This is a genomic window from Mycobacterium sp. (assembly GCF_029961025.1).
GTDB lineage: Bacteria > Actinomycetota > Actinomycetes > Mycobacteriales > Mycobacteriaceae > Mycobacterium.
The window spans coordinates 393,591-417,450 of the sequence record NZ_JASBVP010000007.1; the positions used below are offsets into that span (position 1 = coordinate 393,591).

The 23,860-nt window shown below is 69.4% G+C and carries 19 protein-coding genes and 1 pseudogene; 11 read left to right on the plus strand and 9 right to left on the minus strand.

Going from position 1 to position 23,860, the window contains the following annotated elements; all coding sequences use genetic code 11:
* Positions 1–212: 212 nt before the first annotated feature.
* The 3 genes from QJR12_RS11560 to QJR12_RS11570 all read left to right on the plus strand — a co-directional run bounded on the left by QJR12_RS11560 (position 213) and on the right by QJR12_RS11570 (position 3,549).
* Entirely contained in the window at positions 213–1,193 is a 981-nt protein-coding gene (locus tag QJR12_RS11560) for a DUF3152 domain-containing protein (protein WP_300582460.1), read from the plus strand.
* Between the two features lie 269 nt (positions 1,194–1,462).
* A complete protein-coding gene (gene moeZ, locus QJR12_RS11565; protein ID WP_300582153.1) occupies positions 1,463–2,641 on the plus strand; it encodes an adenylyltransferase/sulfurtransferase MoeZ in 1,179 nt (392 codons plus the stop codon).
* A gap of 53 nt (positions 2,642–2,694) precedes the next feature.
* Entirely contained in the window at positions 2,695–3,549 is an 855-nt protein-coding gene (locus QJR12_RS11570) for a TIGR02569 family protein (RefSeq protein WP_300582464.1), read from the plus strand.
* Positions 3,550–3,594: 45 nt separating this feature from the next.
* Here the strand turns inward: QJR12_RS11570 and QJR12_RS11575 are convergent.
* The 3 genes and pseudogenes from QJR12_RS11575 to QJR12_RS11585 all read right to left on the minus strand — a co-directional run.
* Positions 3,595–3,897 (minus strand): annotated as a pseudogene (locus tag QJR12_RS11575) (MGMT family protein); the annotation flags it as partial.
* Between the two features lie 29 nt (positions 3,898–3,926).
* Positions 3,927–4,709, minus strand: a complete 783-nt coding sequence (locus tag QJR12_RS11580) for an alpha/beta hydrolase (protein WP_300582155.1) — start codon at positions 4,707–4,709, stop codon at positions 3,927–3,929.
* A 391-nt stretch (positions 4,710–5,100) separates the two neighbouring features.
* On the minus strand, positions 5,101–6,327 hold the full coding sequence (locus QJR12_RS11585) for an IS110 family transposase (protein WP_300576469.1): 1,227 nt from the start codon (positions 6,325–6,327) through the stop codon (positions 5,101–5,103).
* 369 nt (positions 6,328–6,696) lie between these two features.
* Between QJR12_RS11585 and QJR12_RS11590 the strand changes: the two genes are divergently transcribed.
* The gene (locus QJR12_RS11590) at positions 6,697–7,011 is read left to right on the plus strand and encodes an ANTAR domain-containing protein (protein ID WP_300582158.1); all 315 of its coding nucleotides are present in this window, start codon (positions 6,697–6,699) and stop codon (positions 7,009–7,011) included.
* Positions 7,012–7,085: 74 nt separating this feature from the next.
* Here QJR12_RS11590 and QJR12_RS11595 read toward each other — a convergent pair whose 3' ends face one another.
* Entirely contained in the window at positions 7,086–7,289 is a 204-nt protein-coding gene (locus QJR12_RS11595) for a hypothetical protein (RefSeq protein ID WP_300582160.1), read from the minus strand.
* Positions 7,249–7,704, minus strand: coding sequence for a helix-turn-helix transcriptional regulator (locus QJR12_RS11600; RefSeq protein WP_300582162.1), 456 nt, complete (start codon positions 7,702–7,704; stop codon positions 7,249–7,251). Before QJR12_RS11600 ends, QJR12_RS11595 begins: the two co-directional genes overlap by 41 nt.
* Positions 7,705–7,978: 274 nt before the next feature.
* Here QJR12_RS11600 and QJR12_RS11605 point away from each other — a divergent pair, with 274 nt between their 5' ends.
* The 6 genes from QJR12_RS11605 to nudC all read left to right on the plus strand — a co-directional run bounded on the left by QJR12_RS11605 (position 7,979) and on the right by nudC (position 17,550).
* Complete coding sequence (locus QJR12_RS11605) at positions 7,979–8,401, plus strand: HSP20 family small heat-shock protein (protein ID WP_300582165.1); 423 nt, start codon at positions 7,979–7,981, stop codon at positions 8,399–8,401.
* A gap of 207 nt (positions 8,402–8,608) precedes the next feature.
* Complete coding sequence (locus QJR12_RS11610) at positions 8,609–8,935, plus strand: J domain-containing protein (protein WP_300582168.1); 327 nt, start codon at positions 8,609–8,611, stop codon at positions 8,933–8,935.
* A gap of 67 nt (positions 8,936–9,002) precedes the next feature.
* Entirely contained in the window at positions 9,003–12,137 is a 3,135-nt protein-coding gene (locus QJR12_RS11615; RefSeq protein ID WP_300582170.1) for an ATP-dependent DNA helicase, read from the plus strand.
* On the plus strand, positions 12,134–15,499 hold the full coding sequence (locus QJR12_RS11620) for an ATP-dependent DNA helicase (protein ID WP_300582173.1): 3,366 nt from the start codon (positions 12,134–12,136) through the stop codon (positions 15,497–15,499). The genes QJR12_RS11615 and QJR12_RS11620 overlap by 4 nt, the downstream gene beginning before the upstream one ends.
* 43 nt (positions 15,500–15,542) lie before the next feature.
* Positions 15,543–16,607 (plus strand): potassium channel protein, encoded by a 1,065-nt coding sequence (locus tag QJR12_RS11625; RefSeq protein WP_300582176.1) that lies wholly within the window; start codon positions 15,543–15,545, stop codon positions 16,605–16,607.
* A 1-nt stretch (position 16,608) separates the two neighbouring features.
* Positions 16,609–17,550, plus strand: coding sequence for an NAD(+) diphosphatase (gene nudC / locus QJR12_RS11630; protein ID WP_300582178.1), 942 nt, complete (start codon positions 16,609–16,611; stop codon positions 17,548–17,550).
* Here nudC and QJR12_RS11635 read toward each other — a convergent pair.
* On the minus strand, positions 17,547–17,801 hold the full coding sequence (locus QJR12_RS11635; RefSeq protein WP_300582181.1) for a mycoredoxin: 255 nt from the start codon (positions 17,799–17,801) through the stop codon (positions 17,547–17,549). The genes nudC and QJR12_RS11635 overlap by 4 nt on opposite strands.
* 74 nt (positions 17,802–17,875) lie before the next feature.
* Between QJR12_RS11635 and QJR12_RS11640 the strand changes: the two genes are divergently transcribed.
* Positions 17,876–20,029 (plus strand): ATP-dependent DNA helicase UvrD2, encoded by a 2,154-nt coding sequence (locus QJR12_RS11640; RefSeq protein ID WP_300582184.1) that lies wholly within the window; start codon positions 17,876–17,878, stop codon positions 20,027–20,029.
* Between the two features lie 37 nt (positions 20,030–20,066).
* Here the strand turns inward: QJR12_RS11640 and QJR12_RS11645 are convergent, their stop codons facing one another.
* The 3 genes from QJR12_RS11645 to QJR12_RS11655 are packed head-to-tail and all read right to left on the minus strand — an operon-like array spanning position 20,067 to position 23,739.
* Positions 20,067–21,410 carry an AarF/UbiB family protein gene (locus QJR12_RS11645; RefSeq protein WP_300582186.1) on the minus strand — a complete coding sequence of 448 codons (1,344 nt, stop codon included), beginning with the start codon at positions 21,408–21,410 and terminating at the stop codon, positions 20,067–20,069.
* Positions 21,411–21,453: 43 nt separating this feature from the next.
* Positions 21,454–22,311, minus strand: coding sequence for a cyclodehydratase (locus tag QJR12_RS11650; RefSeq protein ID WP_300582189.1), 858 nt, complete (start codon positions 22,309–22,311; stop codon positions 21,454–21,456).
* A 54-nt stretch (positions 22,312–22,365) separates the two neighbouring features.
* A complete protein-coding gene (locus tag QJR12_RS11655; RefSeq protein WP_300582191.1) occupies positions 22,366–23,739 on the minus strand; it encodes a zinc-dependent metalloprotease in 1,374 nt (457 codons plus the stop codon).
* Between the last annotated feature and the right edge of the window lie 121 nt (positions 23,740–23,860).

The following is a 23,860-nucleotide window of genomic DNA, read 5'->3' on the forward strand; positions in this document are numbered from 1 at the left end:
GGTCGCCGCGGGCTGTCGCTCCTCGCAGGCGGCTCGTCGCACCGACACTACTACCGTTGGGTTGGTTCCCCCGCATCACCGGCGCGATGCCCTGGCCGGCGCAAAGGGCCGCCGGGACTATCAGGCGCGCCGCAGGTCACAGCGTGCCGCGGCTGTGTCATCCTGGGGCTGTGACATCGTCGCGGCACTGGCAAAGCACCGGGCGGCTGCCGATGCTCCGCGACGACTGGCGAGAGCCATTACGCGCGCAGCGTGACCCCCTCGCCGGGAGTTCCGGCCGGTCACGGACCGACCGCGACCGGCGCCGGTGGCGCAAACAAACCCGGCTGGGTCGCTTCGTGTCCACCTACGGGTGGCGCGCGTACGCGCTGCCGCTCCTGGTGGTGCTCACGGCGGTGGTGGTGTACCAGACGGTGACCGGGACCAGCGCGCCGGCCCCGGCGTCGCGGGGACCGGCTCAGGGGCCCCCGGCCATCGGGGCGGTGGGCACGGCGATCATCGACGCGCCACCCCCTGGCCTGGGCCGCCTCGACGCCGGCCTGCCCACCGGGATGCTGCCGGACGGCGGTCCGTTCACCTCGGCCGGTGACAAGAGCTGGCATGTCATTCCGGGCACCGAGCCGCAGGTCGGCCGCGGCACCGCCAAGGTGTTCAGCTACACGGTGGAGGTCGAAAACGGCATCGATCCGGCGATGTTCGGCGGCGACGATGCGTTCGCCCGGATGGTCGACCAGACGCTGGCCAATCCCAAAGGCTGGACGCACAATCCACAGTTTGCGTTTACCAGGGTCGATAGCGGAAATCCGGACTTTCGGATCTCGTTGGCGACCCCGATGACGGTGCGTGAGGGATGCGGTTACGAGTTCCCGCTGGAGACGTCCTGCTACAACCCGTCGTTCGGGCCCGCGGGTCAGGCGAGGGTATTCATCAACGAGGCGCGGTGGGTCCGCGGGGCGGCCCCCTTCGAGGGCGATGTGGGCTCCTACCGGCAGTATGTGATCAACCATGAGGTCGGCCATGCGATCGGGTATCTGCGCCACGAGGCATGCGACAAGCAGGGCGGGCTCGCGCCGGTGATGATGCAGCAGACGTTTTCCACCGCCGATGACGATGCCGCGAAGTTCGACCCCGAATGGGTCAAGCCGGACGGCAAGACCTGTCGCTACAATCCCTGGCCCTATCCGACCGCCTGATTCGGCTGCGACCAGACCGGGCGGTGAGCCGGCAAATCGGGAGGCGGACCGACGCCACTGGGATCCGGTCGGCGGATCCGGTCGGCGGGAAGCTGCCCGGTCCCGTTACCGTTGACCTGTTTACCCCTGTTTGCCGTGGACAAAGAGAACTGCTGTGATGGTGGTGGTTAGCACTGGTGCGAAACGCGACATTGCCTGGGCAGGTGGGCCGAGCATCGGCGGAGGAGCGAGCCGAGAAATCAGAAAGAGGAGATAACGAGGAGACAGTGGTGTCGACATCGTTGCCGCCGCTGGTGGAGCCGGCGGCCGAGCTGACCCGAGAAGAAGTTGCCCGCTACAGTCGGCATCTCATCATCCCCGACTTGGGCGTGGACGGGCAGAAACGGCTGAAAAACGCCCGGGTTCTGGTGATCGGGGCCGGTGGGCTGGGGGCGCCGGCGTTGCTGTATCTGGCCGCGGCCGGCGTCGGCACCATCGGCATCGTTGACGATGATGTCGTCGACGAGTCGAACCTGCAGCGCCAGATCATCCACGGCATGTCCGATGTCGGCCGACCCAAGGGGCAGTCGGCACGTGACTCGATCGCCGAGATCAACCCGCTGGTGCAGGTGCACGTGCATGAGGTGCGGCTGCAGCCGGCGAACGCCGTCGATCTGTTCCAGCAGTATGACCTGATCCTGGACGGCACCGATAACTTCGCCACCCGGTATCTGGTCAACGATGCCGCCGTGCTGGCGCATAAGCCGTACGTGTGGGGGTCGATCTACCGCTTCGAGGGTCAGGTCTCGGTGTTCTGGGAGGATGCACCGGGCGGGCGCGGTCTTAACTACCGCGACCTGTACCCGGCACCACCGCCGCCCGGCATGGTGCCGTCCTGCGCCGAGGGCGGTGTGCTGGGCATCTTGTGCGCGTCCATCGCGTCGGTGATGGGCACCGAGGCCATCAAGCTGATCACCGGGATCGGTGAGCCGTTGCTCGGCCGGCTGCTGATATACGACGCCCTGGAGATGAGCTATCGCACGATCACGATCCGCAAAGATCCGTCGACTCCCAAGATCACCGAGTTGGTCGACTACGAGGAGTTCTGCGGTGTGGTGTCCGACGAGGCCGCCAACGCGGCCGCCGGGTCCAGCATCACTCCCCGTGAGCTGCGTGAGCTGCTGGACTCCGGCAAGAAGCTGGCCCTGATCGACGTCCGCGAGCCGGTGGAGTGGGCCATCAACCGGATCGACGGCGCGCAGTTGATCCCGCAATCGTTGATCAACTCCGGTGAGGGTCTGGCCAGGCTGCCGCAGGATCGGACACCGGTGCTGTACTGCAAGACGGGGGTGCGCTCCGCGGAGGCGCTGGCCGCGGTGAAGAAGGCGGGTTTCTCCGACGCGGTTCACTTGCAGGGCGGCATCGTGGCGTGGGCCAAGCAGATCCAGCCCGACATGGTGATGTATTGATCATTGCGGGAGTTCAGCGCGGTTACCCTGAGCCTGTGAGTGTCGAGGACCGTTTGAGTGTCGAGCGGCCGCCCGAGCACGTTTTGGCGGCGTTCGGCCTGAGCGGTGTGCGCCCGGTGCCGCTGGGTGACGGGTGGGAAGGCGGCTGGCGGTGCGGTGAGGCGGTGCTGTCGATGGTGGTCGACCACGCCCGCGCCGCCTGGTCGGCGCGGGTACGGGAGACCCTTTTCGTCGACGGTGTGCGTCTGGCCCGGCCGGTCCGCTCCACCGACGGGCGCTACGTGATTTCCGGCTGGCGGGCAGATACCTTCGTGGCCGGCGCACCGGAGCCCCGGCACGACGAAGTCGTCTCGACCGCGGTGCGGCTGCATGAGGCCACGGCCAAACTGGAGCGGCCCCGGTTTCTCACCCAAGGGCCCACGCTGCCGTGGGCGGATGTCGATGTTTTCATCGCCGCCGACCGTGCCGCGTGGGAGGAGCGGCCGTTGCAATCCGTTCCACCGGCGGCGCAGGTGGCCCCCGCGACGGCCGACGGGCAGCGGTCCGTTGATCTGATCAACCAGCTCGCCGGGCTGCGCAGGCCAACGAAGAGCCCCAGTCAACTGGTGCACGGAGACCTTTATGGGACGGTGCTTTTCGAGGGTACCGCGGCGCCCGGGATCACCGACATCACGCCCTACTGGCGACCCGCCTCGTGGGCGGCGGGAGTGGTCGTCGTCGACGCACTTTCCTGGGGTGACGCCGACGACGGGCTGATCGAGCGGTGGAGTGCGCTACCGGAATGGCCACAAATGTTGTTGCGTGCGTTGATATTCCGCCTAGCGGTTCATGCGTTGCACCCGCGGTCCACTGCGGACGCCTTTCCGGGGCTGGCTCGCACCGCGGCTCTGGTCCGGCTGATGCTCTAACCCCATTGCCCGGCTCCTCCCCGACCGTAACCCGGCCGCATCGTCGCCGGAAGAGAAGTCGTAACGGGCCTCACGCAACGCAACCCGGCCACCGACACTCAGTACCCCTTCGGCACGCAATAGTTCCAGCTGCCGGGCGGCGAGATGCCGAGCCGGGCGTCCGGATGCGCTGATCACCCGGTGCCAGGGCAGGTCGCCGGAGTCGGTGCGCATGACCCATCCGACGATCCGCGGACTGGCAAGTCCGGCCGCGGCGGCGATATCGCCATAGGTGGCGACCCGCCCCGCGGGGATGGCCGCCACCAGCGCACGGACCCGTTCGATCTGGTCATCGGAAACTCGCGCCATGGTCAACAGTTAGCAGTTAGCGATCGCAGTCAGCGGATCTGCTCGCGGATCACCGCGGCGACTTCAGCGGGCTTGGCCTGCGCGACCATGTGCCGGCACTCGAAATCCAGCAGCCGAAAGTCGGCTCCCAGCTGCCGCCGAAGCCCGGTGACGAGCTCCCTGGCGACATACGGCGGAGAAGTCCACTTCGCCCGCACAAGGGTCGTCGGAGTTCCCTTGTGCGGCAGCACAATAGCACGGGCTAGCTCACTCCAGTAGGAGATCATCGCCGGCAGGCTGATCCGCCAGCGGTAGCGACCATCGGGCAGCGCGACCAGGTGCTCCTCGAGCTCGGCGTCAAGCACGGCGGGCGCCACGTCAGCCCAGGCACCCGCCGCCTTGTCCGCGCGGGCTTCCGTGGCGCTCGGATAGTCAGGGGAGGCTAACATCGCATCGGCGATCGCGCGCACCCGCTCGCCGTTCAAACCGATCGCCGGGTCCAGCAGCACCAGCGCCGTGACCAGGTCCGGGCGCTGGGCGGCCAGATGCAGCGCGACCGCGCCGCCGAACGAGTGCCCAACCACCAGCACCGGGGCCTCGGCGCGCTCCTCGAGCACAGCGGCCAGCGCCCGGACGTTGGCGTCGATGGTCCATGGTGCAGCCCATGACGACCTCCCATGGCCGAGCAGATCGGGTGCGGCCAGAGCGATTTCCGCCAAGTGGTCGAAGGCCAGCCGTTGCCAGCGCTGCCCGTGGCCGGTCAGCCCGTGTAGTGCCAGCACCCGCGGGGGGCCGGGCGGTCCGTAATGGTGAACGTAGAGGTCGCAGCTCACGACTAGATGGTGCCAGGGGGGTGCGCCCGCGGTCGGCCGGCCCGCCGCATCCGGCGACGGGTCCGCATGCCGACAGCGCGAAATATGTGTTCAGAGCCACAAGTTATACCTGGCGTCAAAACCAAGCTGGCTCGATGAGCGGGGAGGTGATGACCATGCCGAGACCTCGTGATCCCCCGGCTGAATTGCAGCGGCCCCTCAACAACCGTCGAACAGCGCTACCCACCCGTCGGGGAAGCGAATGGCGGCCTGGCGAGACCACGACCAGCCGCAGCGCAGAAAACCCTGAGCACCTGAGCGCGGGCAACGGAGGGCTACGTCAAAGTGGCCCAACCCCTGTCAAGCCCCACTGTGGTGCCCTCTGATGAAAGACATCTCAGGAAGTTGAAAGTCAAGCCGTGAGTGGGAGAGGAGGTGGAAACGCCCGGTGTTCGTCGTAGGGCTGGCCGGTTTGCAGGCAGTGGTGAAGCTGGCCGAGGAACTTGTTGAACAGGTGCCGTTGGGCTTGGCGGTTCCAGTCTCCGGCCGCGCGGCGGGCGTCGTAGTGGCGGCGGGCTCCCGGGGAGCTGCGCAGCGCGGCCAGCGCCCAGATCGACCCGACAGTTGCCAGGCGCCGGTTCTTGATATGGCGGTGTGTCACTATGGTTTTCTTGCCGCTGGCTCGGGTGATGGGGGCGGATCCGGCGAAGGCCTTCAATCCGCGGGCGTCGGCGAAGCGGGTTCGGTCGTCGCCGATCTCGGCCAGCACCCGGGCGCCGGCCAGCTTCCCCAGCCCGGGAAAGCTGGTGATGATCTCGGCGTCCGGGTGTCGCTCAAAATGGGCGGTCGCCGCCTCAGTCAACTCATCAGCGGCGGCGCTGGCGGCCTGGAACTGGCGCAGCAGCGCCGTCAGCTGAATGCCCATGGCGTTTTCGACTGCGGGCGGCTGGTGCAGGTAGGTGCCGGTGAACACCGCGCGCAGCCGCTCGACGTCGCGGTCGAGGTCGCGGCGGCGGCCGGCTTTGATCAGCAGTCGGCGCAGCCGCGCCGGGGTCAACCGGGCAGCCTCGGCGGGAGTGGGTGCGGCGGCCAGGATGGCGCGGGCATCGGCGCGGGCCAAACCCCCGCTGGGCAGCCCGGCAAAGGCGATGATCGCGGCCGGGTAGAAGTCCTTGAGCAGGTCACGGATCTGGTTGCCGATCTGCTGGCGCGCCCACACCGCGTCTTGCTGAGCCCGGGCCAGCACCCTAATGGCCTGGGCCAGCTCGGTGTCGGCAGGCAGCGGGCGGTGCGCGTCGGGGTCGGTGCGCACCATGTTGGCCAGCAGCACCGCGTCGGTGGCATCGGATTTGGCCCCCGACAGCGCATACCGCGCCCGATAGCGGGAGGCCGCCAGCGGGTTGATCGGATAGATCACCCGACCGGTCTCGCGCAGCGCAGCGACCCACAGCCCGCGGTCGGTTTCGATCCCCACCGGGATCGGATCATCGGCGGTGTCGCCGGCATCGGCCAACAGCGTCAACAGCTGGGCGAAGCCGGCCGCGTCATTGCTGACCCGTCCGCGCGCCACCACACGCCCGTCGTCGTCGACGACCGCGACATCGTGATGATCAGTGGCCCAATCAATTCCACAAAACAGTGCCAAGGCATCCCTCCGGTACTCGGTGATTGTGTTGTCCCCGGCGGAGTTGTGCGGCGCCCTAATCGCAGGACTCGATGGTCCGTCATCTCAGTAGCCGTCCGTGACTCCAGCCCACCGCGAGACCTCGTTCTATCGAAGAGCTCAAGGCTCGGGAACAACCATCAGGAAGTCAACCCCGCGGCAAGCTCGGGCAACAGCATCCCACCACCCACACACGTGACCTGCCGCCAGGCGCGCCGCTCTTTCACAAGGCGTCGAACGCCGGGAGACACCAGGCATCAACCCGGCGGCAGACCCCGCCAGAAACAGACCCCGGTCAACACGACCAGCACCCATCCCTACTAACCGATTAGGAGGCAACAAACCATGCCCGACGAGCGTCGGCCTCGCGAGGCGCGCTGGGTCGGCGCGCGGATTTTGGATACCGCCGAAGGGGTTCTCATCGCCCTGCGCCGCTGCCGGCTCGACGAGGCGTTTGTCGACATCATGCAAACGGCTAAACGACACAATGTGAACGCAGTCGAGCTGGCGGGCGCGCTGGTCAGCATCGCCGAAAGCCAACACGGCAAGAATCTCGATGACCCCGCCGTCGCCGCAGCCCTTACCGCGTGGGGCCACTTGTTTGGCGCTAGCGCGCGCGATCGCGCGCCCGCCGAGGCGCTGCCCGGTGAGAACGCCTAAACGGTAGGGAAGGCGGGTCTCCCGCTACCGTTCAGGCGCGACCGCTACCGTTTAGGCGCGACCGCGCGGGGCTGTCAGCGGGGGAATTCGCCCTCCTCGTCAGGAATGGGGACGACAATCGCTTGATCGATCAGGTCGGCCTCATTGGCTTCGCGCTCGTTGATGTCGGTCAGATAGGAGATGTCCAGGCCCGCATCGTCCCCGGAAACGATCGCTCGTTGTTCAGCCGCGTCGGCTTCAGGTTTTTCGCCGGTCCCCGCGGTTTCCCTGGCGTCCATCGTTCGAGCCCCTCCTTCCCCTTCTCGACCCGACGCTACCAGCTGCCGCGCGTTGACCAGCCTTCAACTTGGCATTATCCAAGCGCAACTGGGTGTTGTGAGACTCCAGTTGGCTGTTTCGGCTTTCCAGATCCAGTATCCGAGCGATACCGGCAAGGTTGACACCCTGCCGGACCAAATCGGTGATCTGCTTGAGTCGGTCGAGGTCGTCGTCGCTGTAACGACGGGTGCCGCCAGGGGTGCGGGACGGCCTCAACAGTCCCCAGCGCTCGTAGAGCCGCAACGTCTGCGGACCGATTCCGGACAGCTCGGATGCCACCGAGATGCCGTATACGCCGCGCGCAGACCGCGAGGTGGTGTCATCGCTCGAATGGCGGTCTCTGTCGCGAGGAAACCTGTTAGTGTCCACATACATAAAGATACCATGTCAGACATGGGTAATCTATGTACCATAACATAGGTTTATACCCGGCCTTCTCTCGCTACTGTCTCACTCTGTCGATCCGTATCGGTTCGGGCTCCGAGGCATCCACATCCGCATCACACTGCAAGGATTCCGTTTAACGCCTGGTTGATCCGGGTTCAGGGTAAGAAAATATCTATCTTATGCTTGCATAAGTCTTCACGAAGTGGTATTACAAAGCTATGTCCGCAGACATAGATGATCTGCACTAGCCCGGGAGGTGAACATGGTGTTGATCCGCACCGATCCGTTCCGTGAGCTGGACCGGCTGACCCAACAGGTGCTGGGGACGGCGGCCCGTCCGGCGGTGATGCCGATGGATGCCTGGCGGGAAGGCGACCGGTTTATCGTCGAATTCGATTTGCCTGGTGTGAAGACCGACTCGCTTAACCTCGACGTCGAGCGCAACGTGCTGACCGTCCGCGCGGAACGCCCCGAACTCGATCCGAGCCGGGAGATGGTCTCGGCGGAGCGGCCGCGCGGCGTGTTCAGCAGGCAGCTGTTTCTCGGAGAGAATCTGGACACCGACAAGATCGAAGCCAGCTACCATGACGGGGTGTTGCGGCTCACGATTCCGGTGGCCGAGCAGGCAAAGCCGCGGCGCATCGCGATCAGCCACGACAGCGAGCGTACGGCGATTAAGGGCTAGCAACCCCGGGTCGCGCGCCCGGCCGGTCAGCCGGGAACGCTCCCCACCGGTGCCGGGCGCGCCTTACTCCCGGATACTCGCGGTCGGTAGCGGCGGAGGTGCTGCGTCGACGGTCGACGATCCGGGTGGTCGCGGGTAACATCGAGGTGTTCAGCGCGTGCACCCGGGCATCTCACGCCGGCGCGGCGAAAGGCGCGATATTCACAGATGACCGACCCCTACACGGTGCTGGGTGTGTCGCCGACCGCGACGCAAGACGAGATAACCCGTGCCTACCGGCGTCAATTGCGTACTTTTCACCCCGACAGCCGACGCGACCCCGCGAATACCGGCGCCGATGAGAAGCTGCAAGAAATCCTTGCCGCCTATGCGCTGCTGCGCGACCCGTGCCGGCGCGCCGAATACGATCGCAGCGCTCATCCGGTGAAGCATGCCGGCACGCCCACCGGGCCGGTTCGGATTGTGGTCACCCGCGTGCAACCCCGGGATGATCGGCCTCCACTGTGGGCGGGGCCGGTTCGCTGGCACCGTTAACCGCGGCCCGCCCACGCACGGCGACGGCCAAGGTCTAGGTGTCGGACCCTCGTGGTGTGATCCCCGCATGCAACGCACTTGGGATTTTCCGGCGCGGGCCGTGCTGGACCCGGGTTTGCGCGGGCGGATACGCATCCTGGGAGGCCCCGGCACCGGGAAGAGCAGCCTGCTGGTCGACGCCGTCGCTGCCCGGATCGCCGCGGGCATCGACCCGGCATCGACCCTGCTGATCCCCGGCACTGGCCGGCTCGACACCCGGGCCCGCAGCGCATGGACGACGTCGGTGTTGGCCGCGCGCCCGGGGGGCCCGCAACCCACCGTGATCCGGGAGCCGTTGGTGCGCACCGTGCACAGCTACGCCTACGCGGTGCTGCGCCGGGCCGCTCAGCGCCGCGGCGAGCGGCCGCCGCGGCTGGTCACCGGTTCCGAGCAGGACGCCATCATCCGGGAGCTGCTCGCCGGCGACGTAGCGGACGGTGCGGTCACCTGGCCGGTGGCGCTGCGCCCCGCCCTGGGCACGGCGGGCTTTGCCACCGAGCTGCGAAACCTGCTGTCACGCTGCGCCGAACGCGGGGTGGGCCCGCTTGAACTGCAGCGACTGGGCCGATCATGCGGACATCCCGAGTGGACGGCAGCAGGCCGGTTCGCGCAGCAGTACGAGCAGGTGATGCTGTTGCGGGCGGCGGTGGGAGCCGCGGCCCCGCAGGCCAGCACCCCGGCGTTGGGTGCCGCCCAACTCGTCGCAGCGGCGGGGGATGCCCTGGCGGCCGATCCGCAGCTGCTGGCCGACGAGCGCTCCCGGATCCGGGTTCTGCTGATAGACGATGCCCAGCAGCTGGATCCGCAGGCCGCCCAGCTGGTTCGCCTGCTGGCGGCCGGCACCGAGCTGACCCTGGTCGCCGGAGATCCCAACCAGGCGGTGTTCGGCTTTCGGGGGGCCGAACCGGCCGTGTTGCTGGCCGATGACACCCCCGCGGTGACGTTGACGGTGTCCCATCGTTGCGCGCCCGCGGTGGCGCACGTCATCAGCGGGGTCGCGAGCCGGCTTCCCGGTAGCGGCGCCGGCAGGCGTATCGACGGCACCGGAACCGATCACGGATCGGTCACGGCGCGCCTGGCGGCCTCGGCACCGGCGGAGGCGGCGCTGATCGCCGACGCGCTGCGGCGCGCGCACCTCATCGACGGGATGCCCTGGTCGCAGATGGCGATCATCGTCCGATCGGTGCCGCGGGTGGGGTCGCGGTTGCGGCGAGCGCTGGCCGCGGCCGGTGTCCCGGTGGCCGTGCCGGCGGACGGTGTCCCGTTGGCTCAGCAACCCGCGGCACGGGCCTTGCTGACGGTGCTGGCGGTCACTGCACATGGGCTCGACGCGGAGCGCGCACTCGACCTGCTGACCGGTCCGATCGGGCGTGTCGATCCGGTGGCGCTGCGGCAACTGTGGCGGACACTGCGCCGGGAGGCCGCCGATCGCGCCCCCGATGACCTCGGGCACCTGCTGGTGGAGGCGCTCTCCGGCGACCCGCCCGCGCGGCTGCCGCCGGCACAGGCGCGCCCGCTGCGTCGGGTGCGTGCCGTGCTGGACGCGGCCGCCGGCTGTCACCAAAACGGCCTGGACCCGCGTTACGCCCTGTGGGCGGCGTGGCGGCGATCCGGTCTGCAGCGCCGCTGGTTGACGGCCAGTGGGCGGGGCGGACCGGAGGGCGCCCAAGCCGCCAGAAACCTGGACGCGGTGAGCGCGTTGTTCGCCGTCACCGATCGGTATGTTTCCCGCACGGCCGGCGCCTCACTGAGCGGACTGCTCGAGCACGTCATCGGGCTGCAGCTGCCCCCGGTCAGCCCCGATCCGGTGGCACCCGCGGAGCATGTCACCCTGCTCAGCGCGCACGCCGCGCTGGGACACGAATGGGATTTGGTGGTCATCGCCGGACTGCAGGACGGGTTGTGGCCGAATACCGTTCCGCGCGGTGGCGTGCTGGGCACCCAGTTGCTGCTGGATGTGCTCGACGGGGTGAGCCGGGAAGCCTCGATGCGCGCGCCGCTGCTGGCCGAGGAGCGCCGACTGCTGATCGCGGCCATGGGAAGAGCGCGCCGGCGGTTGCTGGTGACCGCCGTCGAGGGAGAAGCCGCAGACGGTGAGGTCGGGGCCGCGCTGCCCTCGGCGCTGTTCTTCGAGATCGCGCAGTGGGCCGGCGGCGATGATGATCCGGACACGCTTCGACCGGTTGCCGCGCCGCACGTGCTATCGGCGCCGGCGGTGGTGGGACGGTTACGCGCCGTGGTGTGCGCGCCGGAAGGCACCGTGGACGAGGCCGATCGCGGCCGTGCCGCGACGCAGTTGGCGCGGCTGGCCCGGGCCGGCGTACCGGGTGCCGACCCTGCCGGATGGCACGGCCTGATCCCGCTCAGCACCGTCGAGCCGTTATGGCGCGGCGCGGATCACGGTGTCACGTTGACCCCGTCGAGCCTAAGAACGCTCCTCGACTGCCCACTGCGCTGGTTGGCCGAATGCCACGGCGGTACCGACGGCGCGGATCTGGGTTCGATGACCGGCTCGCTGCTGCACGCACTGGTGGCCCGGCCGGCCGGCAGCCCGGCCGCGCTGCTGGCCGAGCTGGACCGGGTGTGGCACCACCTGCCCTACGACGCGCCGTGGTATGCGGCCAACGAGCTGGCCCGCTACCGGGGCATGATCCAGGCCTTCCTCGAATGGCGCTCTCAGACCCGCCACGAGCTGGTTGAGGAGGGCGTCGAGGTCGACGTCGACGGGGTCATCCACACACCGGGTGGCCCGCCGGTCCGGCTGCGTGGCCGGATCGATCGGTTAGAGCGCGACCGGGCGGGCCGGCTGGTGGTCGTCGACGTGAAAACGGGTAAGACGCCGATCAGCCGGCAAGACGCGCAGCGGCACCCTCAGCTGGGGGCCTATCAGCTGGCGGTGGCCGAGGGGTTGTTGCCTTTCGGCGAGGAGCCGGGTGGCGCACGTCTGGTCTATCTCGCCGCAAGCGGGGCTGCCGGCGCCACCGAACGCGAGCAAGACCCGTTGACACCGGCGGCCCGCGAGGAATGGCGCGCGCTGGTCGGGCAAGCGGCCGCCGGGAGCGCCGGGCCACACTTCCCGGCCCGGGTGAACGAGGGCTGTGTGCACTGCCCGATCCGGCCAAGCTGTCCGGCCCACACCGTGACCGGATCGGGGGACCGATGACCATCCCACCGCCGCGTTACAGTCCGGCCGAGCTGGCCCACGCGCTGGGTCTTTTCGAGCCCACCGCCGAACAGGCCGCAATCATCGCCGCGCCCCCCGGCCCGCTGGTGGTGATCGCGGGTGCCGGTGCCGGCAAAACCGAGACGATGGCCGCGCGGGTCGTGTGGCTGGTCGCCAACGGCTACGCCGAGCCCGGTCAGGTGCTGGGGTTGACGTTCACCCGGAAGGCCGCCGGGCAGTTGCTGCGCCGGGTCCGGTCCCGGCTCGCCCGACTGGCCGGCACCGCCCTGGCCGGGAACGGCCCGCCCGGGCCGGCCGCGGAGCCGGCGGGCAGCCCGATGGTGGCCACCTATCACGCCTTCGCCGGCGCGTTGCTGCGCGACCACGGCCTGCTGCTGGCCATCGAGCCCGACACCTTGCTGTTGGGCCAGACCGAGCTCTGGCAGTTGGCCTTCGAGGTGGTCAGCGGGTACCGCGGTGAGCTGCGCACGGATAAAACACCGGCCGCGGTCACCTCGATGGTGCTGCGGCTGTGGGGTCAGCTCACCGAACACCTGGTTGACATCGACCGGCTGCGGGAAACCGATGCCGAGCTCCACCGATTGGTGCACACCCTGCCGGCGGGTCCGCACCAGCGCAGCGGCCCCAGCCAGTGGTTGCTGCGGATGCTGGCCGCCCAGACCGAGCGTGCCGCGCTGGTGCCGTTACTGGATGCGCTGCAGCGCCGGATGCGCGCCGAGAAAGTGATGGACTTCGGTCTGCAGATGGCGTCCGCGGCCCGGCTGGCGTCGGGGTTTCCCCAGGTCGGGGAGCAGCTGCGGCAGCGTTACCGGGTCGTGTTGCTCGACGAGTACCAGGACACCGGATACGCCCAGCGCGTCGCGTTGTCGTCGCTCTTCGGCGGCGGCGCCGATGATGGGTTGGCGCTGACGGCCGTCGGTGACCCGATCCAGTCGATCTACGGCTGGCGGGGCGCCTCGGCCACAAACCTGCCGCAGTTCTCCACCGACTTTCCCCGCTCGGACGGTACCCCGGCGCCGGTCCTGGAGCTGCGCACCAGCTGGCGCAACCCGCCGGAAGTCCTCGAGGTGGCCAACGCCGTCTCGGCCCCGGCGCGGCGACGCGCGGTCGCGGTGCATGCCCTGCGCTCGCGTGTCGGCGCGCCACCCGGCACGGTCCGCTGCGCGCTGCTGGCCGACGTGCGGGCCGAACGCGAGTGGGTCGCCGATCACCTGCAGCAGCGCTACCGGCGGGCCGCGGCCGACGGTGTCAGCCCGCCCACCGCCGCCGTGCTGGTGCGGCGCAACAGCGAAGCCGCCCCGATGGCCCGGGCGCTGCACGCCCGCGGCATCCCGGTGGAGGTGGTGGGGATGGCGGGGCTGCTGTCCATTCCCGAGGTTGCCGACGTGGTGGCGATGCTTCGAGTGGCCGTCGACCCGACCGCCGGTGCCGCGGCGATGCGGGTGCTCGCCGGCCCGAGGTGGCGCCTCGGCGCCCGCGACATCGCCGCCCTGTGGCAGCGCGCTCGGGAACTTGCCGGCGAGAAACCCGTTGGCGCGATGCTTTCCCCCGCGATGCCTTCCCCGCAATGGATTGCCGCCCGATCCGGTTCGGGTGCCGAAGTCCCATGCCTGGCCGACGCGCTCAGCGATCCGGGGCCGGCCAGCCGGTATTCCGCCGCGGGATATCGGCGCATCCGGGCGCTGGCCGGGGAACTGAGCGCGCTGCGTCATGGCCTCGGTCAGCCGCTGCCCGACCTCGTCGCCGAGGTGCGCCGGATGCTGGGCGTTGACTGCGAGGTGCGCGCCGCGCACCCGGGACCCGCGGACTGGACCGGCGCCGAACACCTCGAGGCGTTCGCCGACGTGGTCGGCGCCTACACCGAGCGGGCCTCCCGCAACGGTGGATCCGGGCCCTCGGCCGCGAGCCTGCTGGCCTACCTGGACGCCGCGGCGATGGTCGAGGATGGATTGCCGAGCCCTCAGTTCGCCGCCGCCCGGGATCGGGTCCAGGTGCTCACGGTGCACGCGGCCAAGGGTTTGGAGTGGCAAGTGGTGGCGGTGCCGCATCTCTCGGCCGGGGTGTTCCCGAGCACCGCACCGGCCCGCACCTGGCTGACCGACCCCGCCGACCTGCCTCCGCTGCTGCGGGGTGACCGCGCGTCGGCCCACGCCCACGGCGTACCGGTTCTGGACACGTCGGACGTCAGCAATCGAAAACAGCTGTGCGACAAGATCTCCGCACACCGCCACCAGCTCGAGCAGCGGCGGGCCGATGAGGAACGGCGACTGTTGTATGTAGCCATCACCCGGGCGGAGGACACGCTGCTGCTGTCCGGCCATCACTGGGGCGCCACCGGGATCAAAGCGCGGGGCCCGTCGGAGTTCCTGGGCGAGCTCAAGGACGTCATCGACCGCTCGGCGGCGGCCGGTCGGCCTTGCGGGGTGGTGGAGCAATGGGCGCCGCCACCTGCTGCGGGTGACGAGAACCCGCTGCGCGACACTGCCGTGGAGGCGACGTGGCCTGCCGACCCGTTGGGGGCGCGCCGCCACGACGTGGAACGCGGGGCGGCGCTGGTCGCCGCGGCGCTGTCGGCCGAGCCCCCGGCGCCGCCCACCGGGACCGACGGCTGGGCGGTTGACGTCGATGCGCTGCTGGCCGAACGGCCCCGCGCCGCACCGCCCGCTGCGCGCGCGCTGCCCACCCAGCTGGCGGTGAGCAGCCTGGTGGAGCTGGCCCGCGACCCGGTGGGCGCGGTGCCGCGCCTGATACATCGGCTGCCCACGTGTCCAGATCCCAATGCGGTGCTGGGCAACGCTTTCCATGAGTGGGTGCAGCAGTTCTACGGTACCGCCCGGCTGTTCGAGCTCGACGACCTGCCCGGCGCGGCGGACAGCGACCCGGAGCGGTCGACCTGCGAGGAGCTCGCGACGTTGCAGGCGGCGTTCACCGGCTCGCAGTGGGCGGCCCGCACGCCGGTCGCGGTGGAGGTGCCGTTCGAGATGCCGATCGGAGACACCGTGGTGCGCGGACGCATCGACGCGGTTTTCGCCGAGCCGGATGGCGGGGTCACCGTGGTGGACTGGAAAACCGGCGAGCCGCCGGCGGGCCGGGACGCGATGCGGGCGGCCGCCATCCAACTGGGCGTCTACCGTTTGGCCTGGGCTGCACTGTGCGGCTGCCCGGAGTCGTTGGTGCGCGCCGCGTTCCACTATGTTCGCAGCGGAATCACGGTGGTTCCGGACGTGCTGCCCGGCCCCGACGAGCTGGCGGGGTTGCTGGCGGCGGCCCGCACCGGCAGCACCGGCCGGGGCGCCGGTGCCGGAGTCGCTGCGTGGGGCGGAGGTCGGTCGCGGTCATGATGCTTACATGGTGTCGTGCACCGCACACCGATGACGGATCGCCATGCTCAGACCTAAATCGCCACCAGGGGGTCTTGACGAGTCTCTGACCGCCCAGCCCGATTACGCACTGGTCGGGGTGCTGCGGATTCCGCAGAGTCGGGACCCTACACGCGCCATCTGGGGGCGGGTGGGCGTCGTGGTGCTCGCGTTGCTGTTCACGGCGGTCGTCGTCTACCTCGGCCGTGGCGGGTACACCGACGTGCGAGGTAAACCGCTGTCGCTGCTGGACTGCGTGTACTTCGCCACCGTGTCGCTGACCACGATCGGTTATGGCGATGTCACCCCGATCACCGAGTCCGCAAGGCTGATCAACATCTTGCTGATCACTCCGCTGCGGGTGGCATTCCTGATTGTGTTGGTGGGCACCACCGTGCAGGTACTCGCCGAACGTCAGCGGCAAGCACTCAAGATCCGGCGATGGAGGAGGACAATGCGCAACCACACCGTCGTCGTCGGCTACGGCACCAAGGGCCGCACCGCGATCGCCGCCATGCTCGGCGACGATGTCAAGCCCTCCGACATCGTCGTGGTCGACGTGGACCGGGCGGCACTCGACCATGCCAACGCGGCCGGCCTGGTCACCATCCACGGCAACGCCACTCGATCCGACGTCCTGCGGCTCGCCGGCGGCCCGCAGGCCGCGGCGATCATTGTCTGCACCGGCCGCGACGACACCGCGGCGCTGGCCACCCTGACCGCCCGGGAGGTCGCGCCCGGGGCCAGGATCATCGCGGCCGTCCGGGAAGGTGACAACAGGCACCTGCTGCGCCAGTCGGGCGCCGACGTGGTGGTGACGTCCTCGGAGACCGCAGGCCGGTTGCTGGGCATCGCCACCACCACCCCGAGCGTGGTGCGGATGATCGACGACTTACTGACGCCCGAGGCCGGATTTGCCCTTGCCGAACGTCCGGTCGAACCGACCGAGGTGGGCGGATCGCCGCGGGCACTGCGCGACATCGTGCTCGCCGTGGTCCGCGACGGTCAATTGCTGCGTGCCGACGCGCCCCAGCTCACCGCCATCGAGGCCGGCGATCGGCTGCTCTACCTCCGCGGCGGAAGTTACTGACATGGACTTTCGGCTACAAAGCGTGCCGTTGCTGTCCCGCGTCGGGGCGGACCGCGCCGGCCAGCTGCGTACCGATGCGCAGGCCACCGCCGCCGGCTGGGCGCAGGCGGCCGTGTTGCGGGTGGATTCCCGAAACCAGGTGCTGGTCGCGGGTGGGCGGGTGGTCCTCGACCCCGCGATCGAGGTGGCCGACGAACCACCCCCGGAGGCGGTGTTTTTGGGGCGGATCGAAGGCGGCCGCCATGTCTGGGCCGTCCGCAGCCCGGTGGCTGCGCCCGGGGAGGGCGACATGGGCGCCGAGGTGGCCGACATCCGGCGCGCCGGCCAGCTCTTCGACGATGTCAGCGCCCAACTGGTGGCATCGGCCGTGGCGCTGCTGAACTGGCATGACAGCGCCCGGTATTCCGCCGTGGACGGCTTGCCCACGACACCGACCAGGGCCGGCTGGTCGCGGACTAACCCGATCACCGGGCACGAGGAGTTCCCGCGTATCGACCCGGCGGTGATCTGCCTGGTCCATGACGGTGGCAATCGCGCGGTGCTGGCCCGCCAGCGGTCCTGGCCCGCGGGCAGGTTCTCGCTTTTGGCCGGGTTCGTCGAGCCCGGCGAGTCGTTGGAGGCCTGCGTGGTGCGCGAAGTCCGGGAGGAAATCGGCCTGGCCGTCCGCGACGTGCGCTACCTGGGCAGCCAGCCCTGGCCGTTCCCGCGCTCGCTGATGATCGGCTTCCATGCGATCGGCGACCCGGACCAAGGGTTCTCGTTCAACGACGCCGAGATCGCCGAGGCGGCGTGGTTCACCCGGGGTGAAGTGCGCGCCGCCCTCGACGCCGGTGACTGGGGCAGCGCCTCGGAATCGGGGCTTCGGCTGCCGGGTGTGGCGTCGATCGCCCGGGCGATCATCGAGTCGTGGGCGGCGATGGACCGCGAAACGGCTCAGCCTTAGCCGCGCAGCCGGGCCAGCTTGGCCTCGATCTCGCGGGCGGTGGGGTTGGTCAACGTCGACCCGTCGGCGAACCGCACCGTCGGGACCGTGCGGTTTCCGGCGTTGACCGAGCCGACGAATTCTGCTGCGGCGGTGTCCTTTTCGATGTCGATCTCGTCGAAGGGGATTCCGGCGGCTTTCAAGCTCGTTTTCAGCCGTTTGCAGTAGCCACACCACGATGTGGTGTAGACGGTAACGACAGCCTCGGTCATCACGAGACACCCTAAGCCACGCTCACCGAACCCTTACCCGCGGGCTGTCGGCTCCGGCTGCCAAGATGGACGTCATGCCGGTGACCGCAAACCCCGTGCTGGCCGGCTTGGATGACGGGCAGCTCGAAGCGGTGCTGGCGCCTCGCGGACCGGTCTGTGTGCTGGCAGGGGCCGGAACGGGCAAGACCCGCACCATCACCCATCGGATCGCCCAGCTCGTCGCCGGCGGCCACATCGCCGCCCACCAAGTGCTCGCGGTGACGTTCACCCAGCGTGCGGCCGGTGAGATGCGCCTGCGGCTGCGCTCACTCGAGGCCGCCGTGGGCCGCAGCTGCGGTCTTGGCGCGGTGCAGGCTTTGACGTTTCACGCGGCCGCCCACCGCCAGCTGCGCTACTTCTGGCCACGGCTGGTCGGAGATATCCGCTGGCAACTGCTGGAGAGCAAGTTCGCCGTCGTCGCGCGGGCCGCCAACCGGGCGGGGCTACGCCTGGGCACCGACGAGGTCCGGGATGTGGCCTCGGAAATCGAGTGGGCCAAGGCGTCACTGATCGGCCCGGAGCAGTACCGGGCCGCCGCGGCGGCCGCGGGCCGGGCGTCATCGCTGGACGCCGCACGGCTCGCCGACGTCTACTCGGCGTACGAAACGCTGAAGACCCGCGGTGACGGCGTCGTGCTGCTGGACTTCGACGACTTGTTGCTGCACACCGCGGCCGCCCTCGAAACCGACCCCGGTGTCGCCCAGGAGTTTCGCGACCGGTATCGCTGTTTCGTCGTCGACGAGTACCAAGACGTCACCCCGCTGCAGCAGCGGGTGCTGTCGGCTTGGCTGGGCGACCGTGACGACCTCACCGTGGTTGGCGATGCCCACCAGACCATCTACTCATTCGCCGGCGCGTCGCCGCGGTTCCTGCTCGACTTCGGCCAACGGTTTCCCGAGGCCACCGTGGTGCGCCTGGAGCGGGATTATCGCTCCACCCCGCAGGTGGTGGCGCTGGCCAATCGGGTAGTCGCCGCCGCCCGCGGCCGGATGGCGGGCAGCAGGCTTCACCTGTCGGGTCAGCGTGCCGGCGGCCCGGCCCCGTCCTTCCGCGAGTATCCGGACGAGGTCGCCGAGGCCGCCGCGGTGGCCGCCTCGATCAAGGAGCTCATCGACGCGGGCACTCCGCCGGCAGAGATCGCGGTGCTCTACCGGATCAATGCCCAGTCCGAGGTCTACGAGGAGGCGCTGACCGAGGCGGGTATCGGCTACCAGGTGCGTGGCGGCGAGGGGTTTTTCAGCCGTCAGGAGATCCGGCAGGCGCTGCTGGCTTTGCACCGTGCCTCGCAGCGCAGCGGCGACCGGGGCGTCGACGCCGACCTGCCCGCCATGGTGCGCCGGACGCTTGAACCCCTGGGGCTGACGGCGCAGCAGCCCGCCGGCGTTCGGGCCCGGGAGCGCTGGGAGGCGCTGAGCGCACTGGCCCGGATGGTCGACGACGAGGCTGCCGAACACCCGCAGCTCGACCTGGCGGGGCTGGTGGCCGGGCTGCGCGCCCGCGCCGACGCCCGACACCCGCCGGTGGCGGCGGGTGTCACGCTGGCTTCCCTGCACGCGGCCAAGGGGCTCGAGTGGGACGCGGTGTTTCTGGTCGGGTTGGCCGACGGCACCCTGCCGATCTCGCACGCGGTGGCTCACGGCGCCGCCAGCGACGCCGTCGAGGAGGAACGCCGACTGCTCTACGTCGGGATCACCAGGGCGCGTGTGCATTTAGCGCTCAGCTGGGCGCTGTCCCGTACCCCCGGCGGACGGCAGGCCCGCAAGCCGTCGCGGTTCCTCAACGGGATCGCCCCCCAGCCCCACCCCGGCCGGGTAGCGCCCCGGCCGGGTCGCGGCCGGGGTGCCAGCACACGCTGCCGGATCTGTGACAAGACGCTCGACACGCCGGCTTCCGTCCTGCTCCGGCGGTGTGAGACCTGTGCCGCCGACATCGATGAGACGTTGCTGCGCCAGCTCAAGGAATGGCGGCTGCGCACCGCGAGACAGCAGAACGTGCCGGCTTATGCCGTTTTCACCGATACCACGCTGACCGCGCTCGCCGAACTGCGGCCCACCGACGAGACCGCCCTGATCGCGGTTCCCGGGATCGGCGCGCACAAGCTGCACCGGTACGGGTCGGCGGTGTTGCGGCTCATTCGGGACCGGTGTCACCCCACGGCGACGCACCGGCCCGGACCACGCCCGGAGTGATCGCGCGCGGTGCCGACGGCCGGTTCAGGCGACGATTTCAGACGACAATGGCGTCGGGCTCGGCGAAACCCGGGACCAGCTCCTCCGACAGGGCCTTGATCGGAACGTGCGCGTCCAGCTGGCAGAGAATCGCCCCCACCGACGCGATCACCCGCAACGGGATCGCCAGCTTGGCCGGTAAGTCCAGCCGCCGCGCCGTCCTGATCTGCGCCACCGACCGGTCGAGGTGGCGCGTGGTGATCCGCTGCAGCCAGGCGCGGGTGTAGTGGAAGACCTCCACCTCGATCGGCTCGACATACTGGCGCAGCATCTCGTCGATCTCGCGCACCGAGACCTGCTGACCCTTTTGGATGAAGCCGGCTTTTTCCATCGTCGGCAGCAGCAAATCGTAGTTTTTGTCGCGGGCCAACCGGATTGTCATCCCCAACTCCACCGGGAATCCGCCGGGCAACGGCGCGACCGCGCCGAAGTCGATGACGCCCATCCGGCCGTCGGGCATCAGCATGAAATTGCCGGGGTGCGCGTCGCCGTGCATCATCTCCAGTCGGCGTGGCGCGTCGAAGGTGAGCTCGGCCAGCCGGGTGCCCATCAGATCACGCTGTTCGGTGGTCCCGTTGCGGATGATCTCCGACATCGGCACACCCTCGATCCACTCCTGGATGACGACTTTCGGAGCGCTCGCCACGACGTGCGGGACGAGGAAGTGCGGGTGGTTGTCATAGGCCTTGGCGAAGGCGCGCTGGTTGTCGGCCTCCAGCCGGTAGTCGAGCTCCATCTCGGTGCGTTCGATCAGCTCGTCGACCACGGCCTGCACGTCGGCGCCCGGCACCAGTTGCTTGAGGACGCCGACCATGCGCTGCATCGTTTTCAGGTCTGCGCGCAGCGCCTCGTCGGCGCCCGGGTACTGAATCTTGACGGCCACCTCACGACCGTTCGACCACACCGCTTTGTGCACCTGCCCCAGGCTGGCCGAGGCCCTCGGGGTGTCGTCGAACGAGGCGAACCGGTCCCGCCATCTGGTGCCCAACTGGGCGTCGAGCACCCGGTGCACCTTGTGCGCAGGCAACGGCGGGGCGTCCTTTTGCAGCTTGGTCAGTGCTTCCCGGTAGGGCTGGCCGTACTCCTCGGGGATGGCGGCTTCCACCACCGAAAGCGCCTGCCCGACCTTCATCGCGCCGCCTTTGAGCTCACCGAGCACGGTAAAGAGCTGGTCGGCCGCCTTCTGCATCAGCTCAGCGGTCACCTCGTCCCGCGACTTGCCGGTAAGCCGTTTGCCAAACCCGAGCGCCGCCCGGCCCGCGATGCCTACCGGCAGGCTGGCAAGCTTCGCGTTGCGAGCCGCGCGCCCGCGTTTGATGTCCGTCACATACCCATCATCCATCACGGCTGGGCGGCCGCCCGCATCAAGCTGGCAACACGGGATGTCAACACCGGCACAGTGGGTGCCGGGTCCATTGCCGGGCGCGGATCGTGCCGGCGTGGAGATCGAACTCCAGGGTGGCGTTCAACGCCGCCGGCGGCCCCGGATCGGGTGTCATCGCCCGCCCCTGCACCACCCCGATCACGCGGTTGATTTGGCTCAGCGCTAGCGCCGCGGTCCCCAGCAGGGTGGCGTGATCGGCCGTCCCCACGGTGTCTCGCAGCTGGGCGGCGACCACCGGCCACGCCGCATCGCGGTCGCGACGGTGCAAATCCGCACACCCGAGACAGCTCGTCACCCCCGGGATGACCAGCGGACCTACCAACCCGGTTCCGTCGCGCACCCGCACCGGGAGGTGCGCAATCCCCGCTTTGTGCAGATCACGGACGACCCGCGGATCGGCGATCAAGTAATCCGACAGCACCACTAAATCCGCCGCACCGGCGGATGCCGCGGCATGGGGCTGGTAGCTCTGGCCGATCCGGGCTCCCGAGCAGCGCAGCGCCTGCATCAGCAGCTCCGCCAGCGGTCCGCGGCCGTGCACCCGGATCGCCGCCGACCGCCCACGGCGCCGCTGCGGGCCACTGGTCGCGACACCGGCGTCGACCAGTTGCGAGACCAGGCCGCAGACCGCCCGCTCGTCGATCACCCCGTGATGGGCGGCCCGGCGCGCCAGCTCGGTAATCGATGCCGGGGTACGCATGGAACGCAGCAGCGCGGCCAACTCGCCCGCCGTCAGCCCGGAAGGCGGATGGATCAGCACGGCCCGGCGGGGATCCCAGCCCACCTGCACCGCACCGGTGGGGCGAAGTAACACCGGCAGAGTCGGGTCGAGCGCGTAGCGCCGGACGGTCGGTGACATGTGTGGACTGTGCCACGTGGGTGCCTCCGCCGGCTTCAATTATCCACAGCGTCGCTAGCTCTCCGGGGAGTCCGCGTCATCGCCGAGGTCGCCCTGGACCTCGGAGCCCTTTTCGAATTCGGCGAGGGCCTCGTCGATACCGCTGGTGTCACCGCCGATGACTCGGTCGATAAAGGCGGCGGGCTCGTCGAGATCCGCCGACTCGGGCAGCAGATCCGGGTGCTGCCACACGGCGTCCCGGGCGTCCACGCCGGCGGCTTGCGTCAGGCGTTCCCACAGCACCGCGGCCTCCCCCAGTTTGCGGGGACGCAGCTCCAGCCCGACCAGTGTGGCGAACGTCTGCTCGGCCGGACCACCCGTGGCCCGGCGTCGGCGCAGCGTCTCGGCCAGCGCGGCGGCACCGGGAATCCGGTCGTCCAGCGCCGCGGCCACCACGGTTCGCACCCAGCCCTCGATCAGGGCCAGCAGCGTCTCCAGCCGCTCTAGCGCGTGCATCTGTTCCGGGGTCGCCTGGGGCTCGAACACCCCTTGGCTCAGCAGTTGTTCCACGGCGGTGGGATCGCTCAGCGAGGCCGGGTTGAACTCACGCGCCAGGTCCTCGATGCCGGCCATGTCGATCTTCATGCCCCTGGCGTAGGCCTCGATCGCACCCAGCAGCTGGCTGGACAGCCAGGGTACGTGGCTGAACAGCCGGTGGTGCGCGGCCTCGCGGGCCGCCAGGAAAGTCAGGATCTCGCCGCGCGGCTGCTGCAGGCCGGTGGCGAACGATTCGATGGCCTCAGGCAGCAGCGCGGCCACCCCCTTGGGCCCCAGGGGCAGACCGATGTCGGTCGAGGTGAGCACTTCGCGAGACAGCCGCGCCAGGGCCTGGCCGAGCTGCGAACCGAAGGCCACGCCCCCCATCTGCGACATCATCGCCACCAGCGGGCCGGCCATGTTCTTGGCCTCCTCGGGCAGCGCTGCCGCCCACACCGTGGCGATCTGGTTAGCCATCGGATCGCACAGCCGCTTCCATGTCGCCAGGGTGTTGTCGACCCAGTCGGTGGGGGTCCAGGCGACGGCTTTGGTGGTGCCCGCGGGCAGCGAGGTCACCCCGTCCAACCAGGTCTCGGCAAGGTGCACCGCGTCGGCGACCGCCGAGTTGGTTGCCGCGGAGATCGGCGTGACGAACCCGATCGAACTGGACGCCACCTGCCGAGCCAACTCGTAGTTGACCGGACCGGAAGACTTGCCGGCCACCACGGTGCTGGCACCGCTGAACATCTGACCCAGGCGGGTAAAGATCTGGCCCAGATCGGCCATGTTGAACTCGCCGCCGAAACCGAACGGGCCGGAGCCAGGCTCGTTGTCTCCGGGCTTGTCGCGCTCGGGATCGTCTCCGCCGGAGAAGCCGAAAGGCAGCTCAGCCATACCATCAACGGTACTCACCAAGAAGGCAGAACGCGCTATCCACGCTCATGCCGTTAGTGAACGGGTTCCCGGGATTGCGGGTGCCGGGAAACGCCACCCGGGGCGGCCGGGCAATGCGGGTCCGGCGGCGATGACGTGC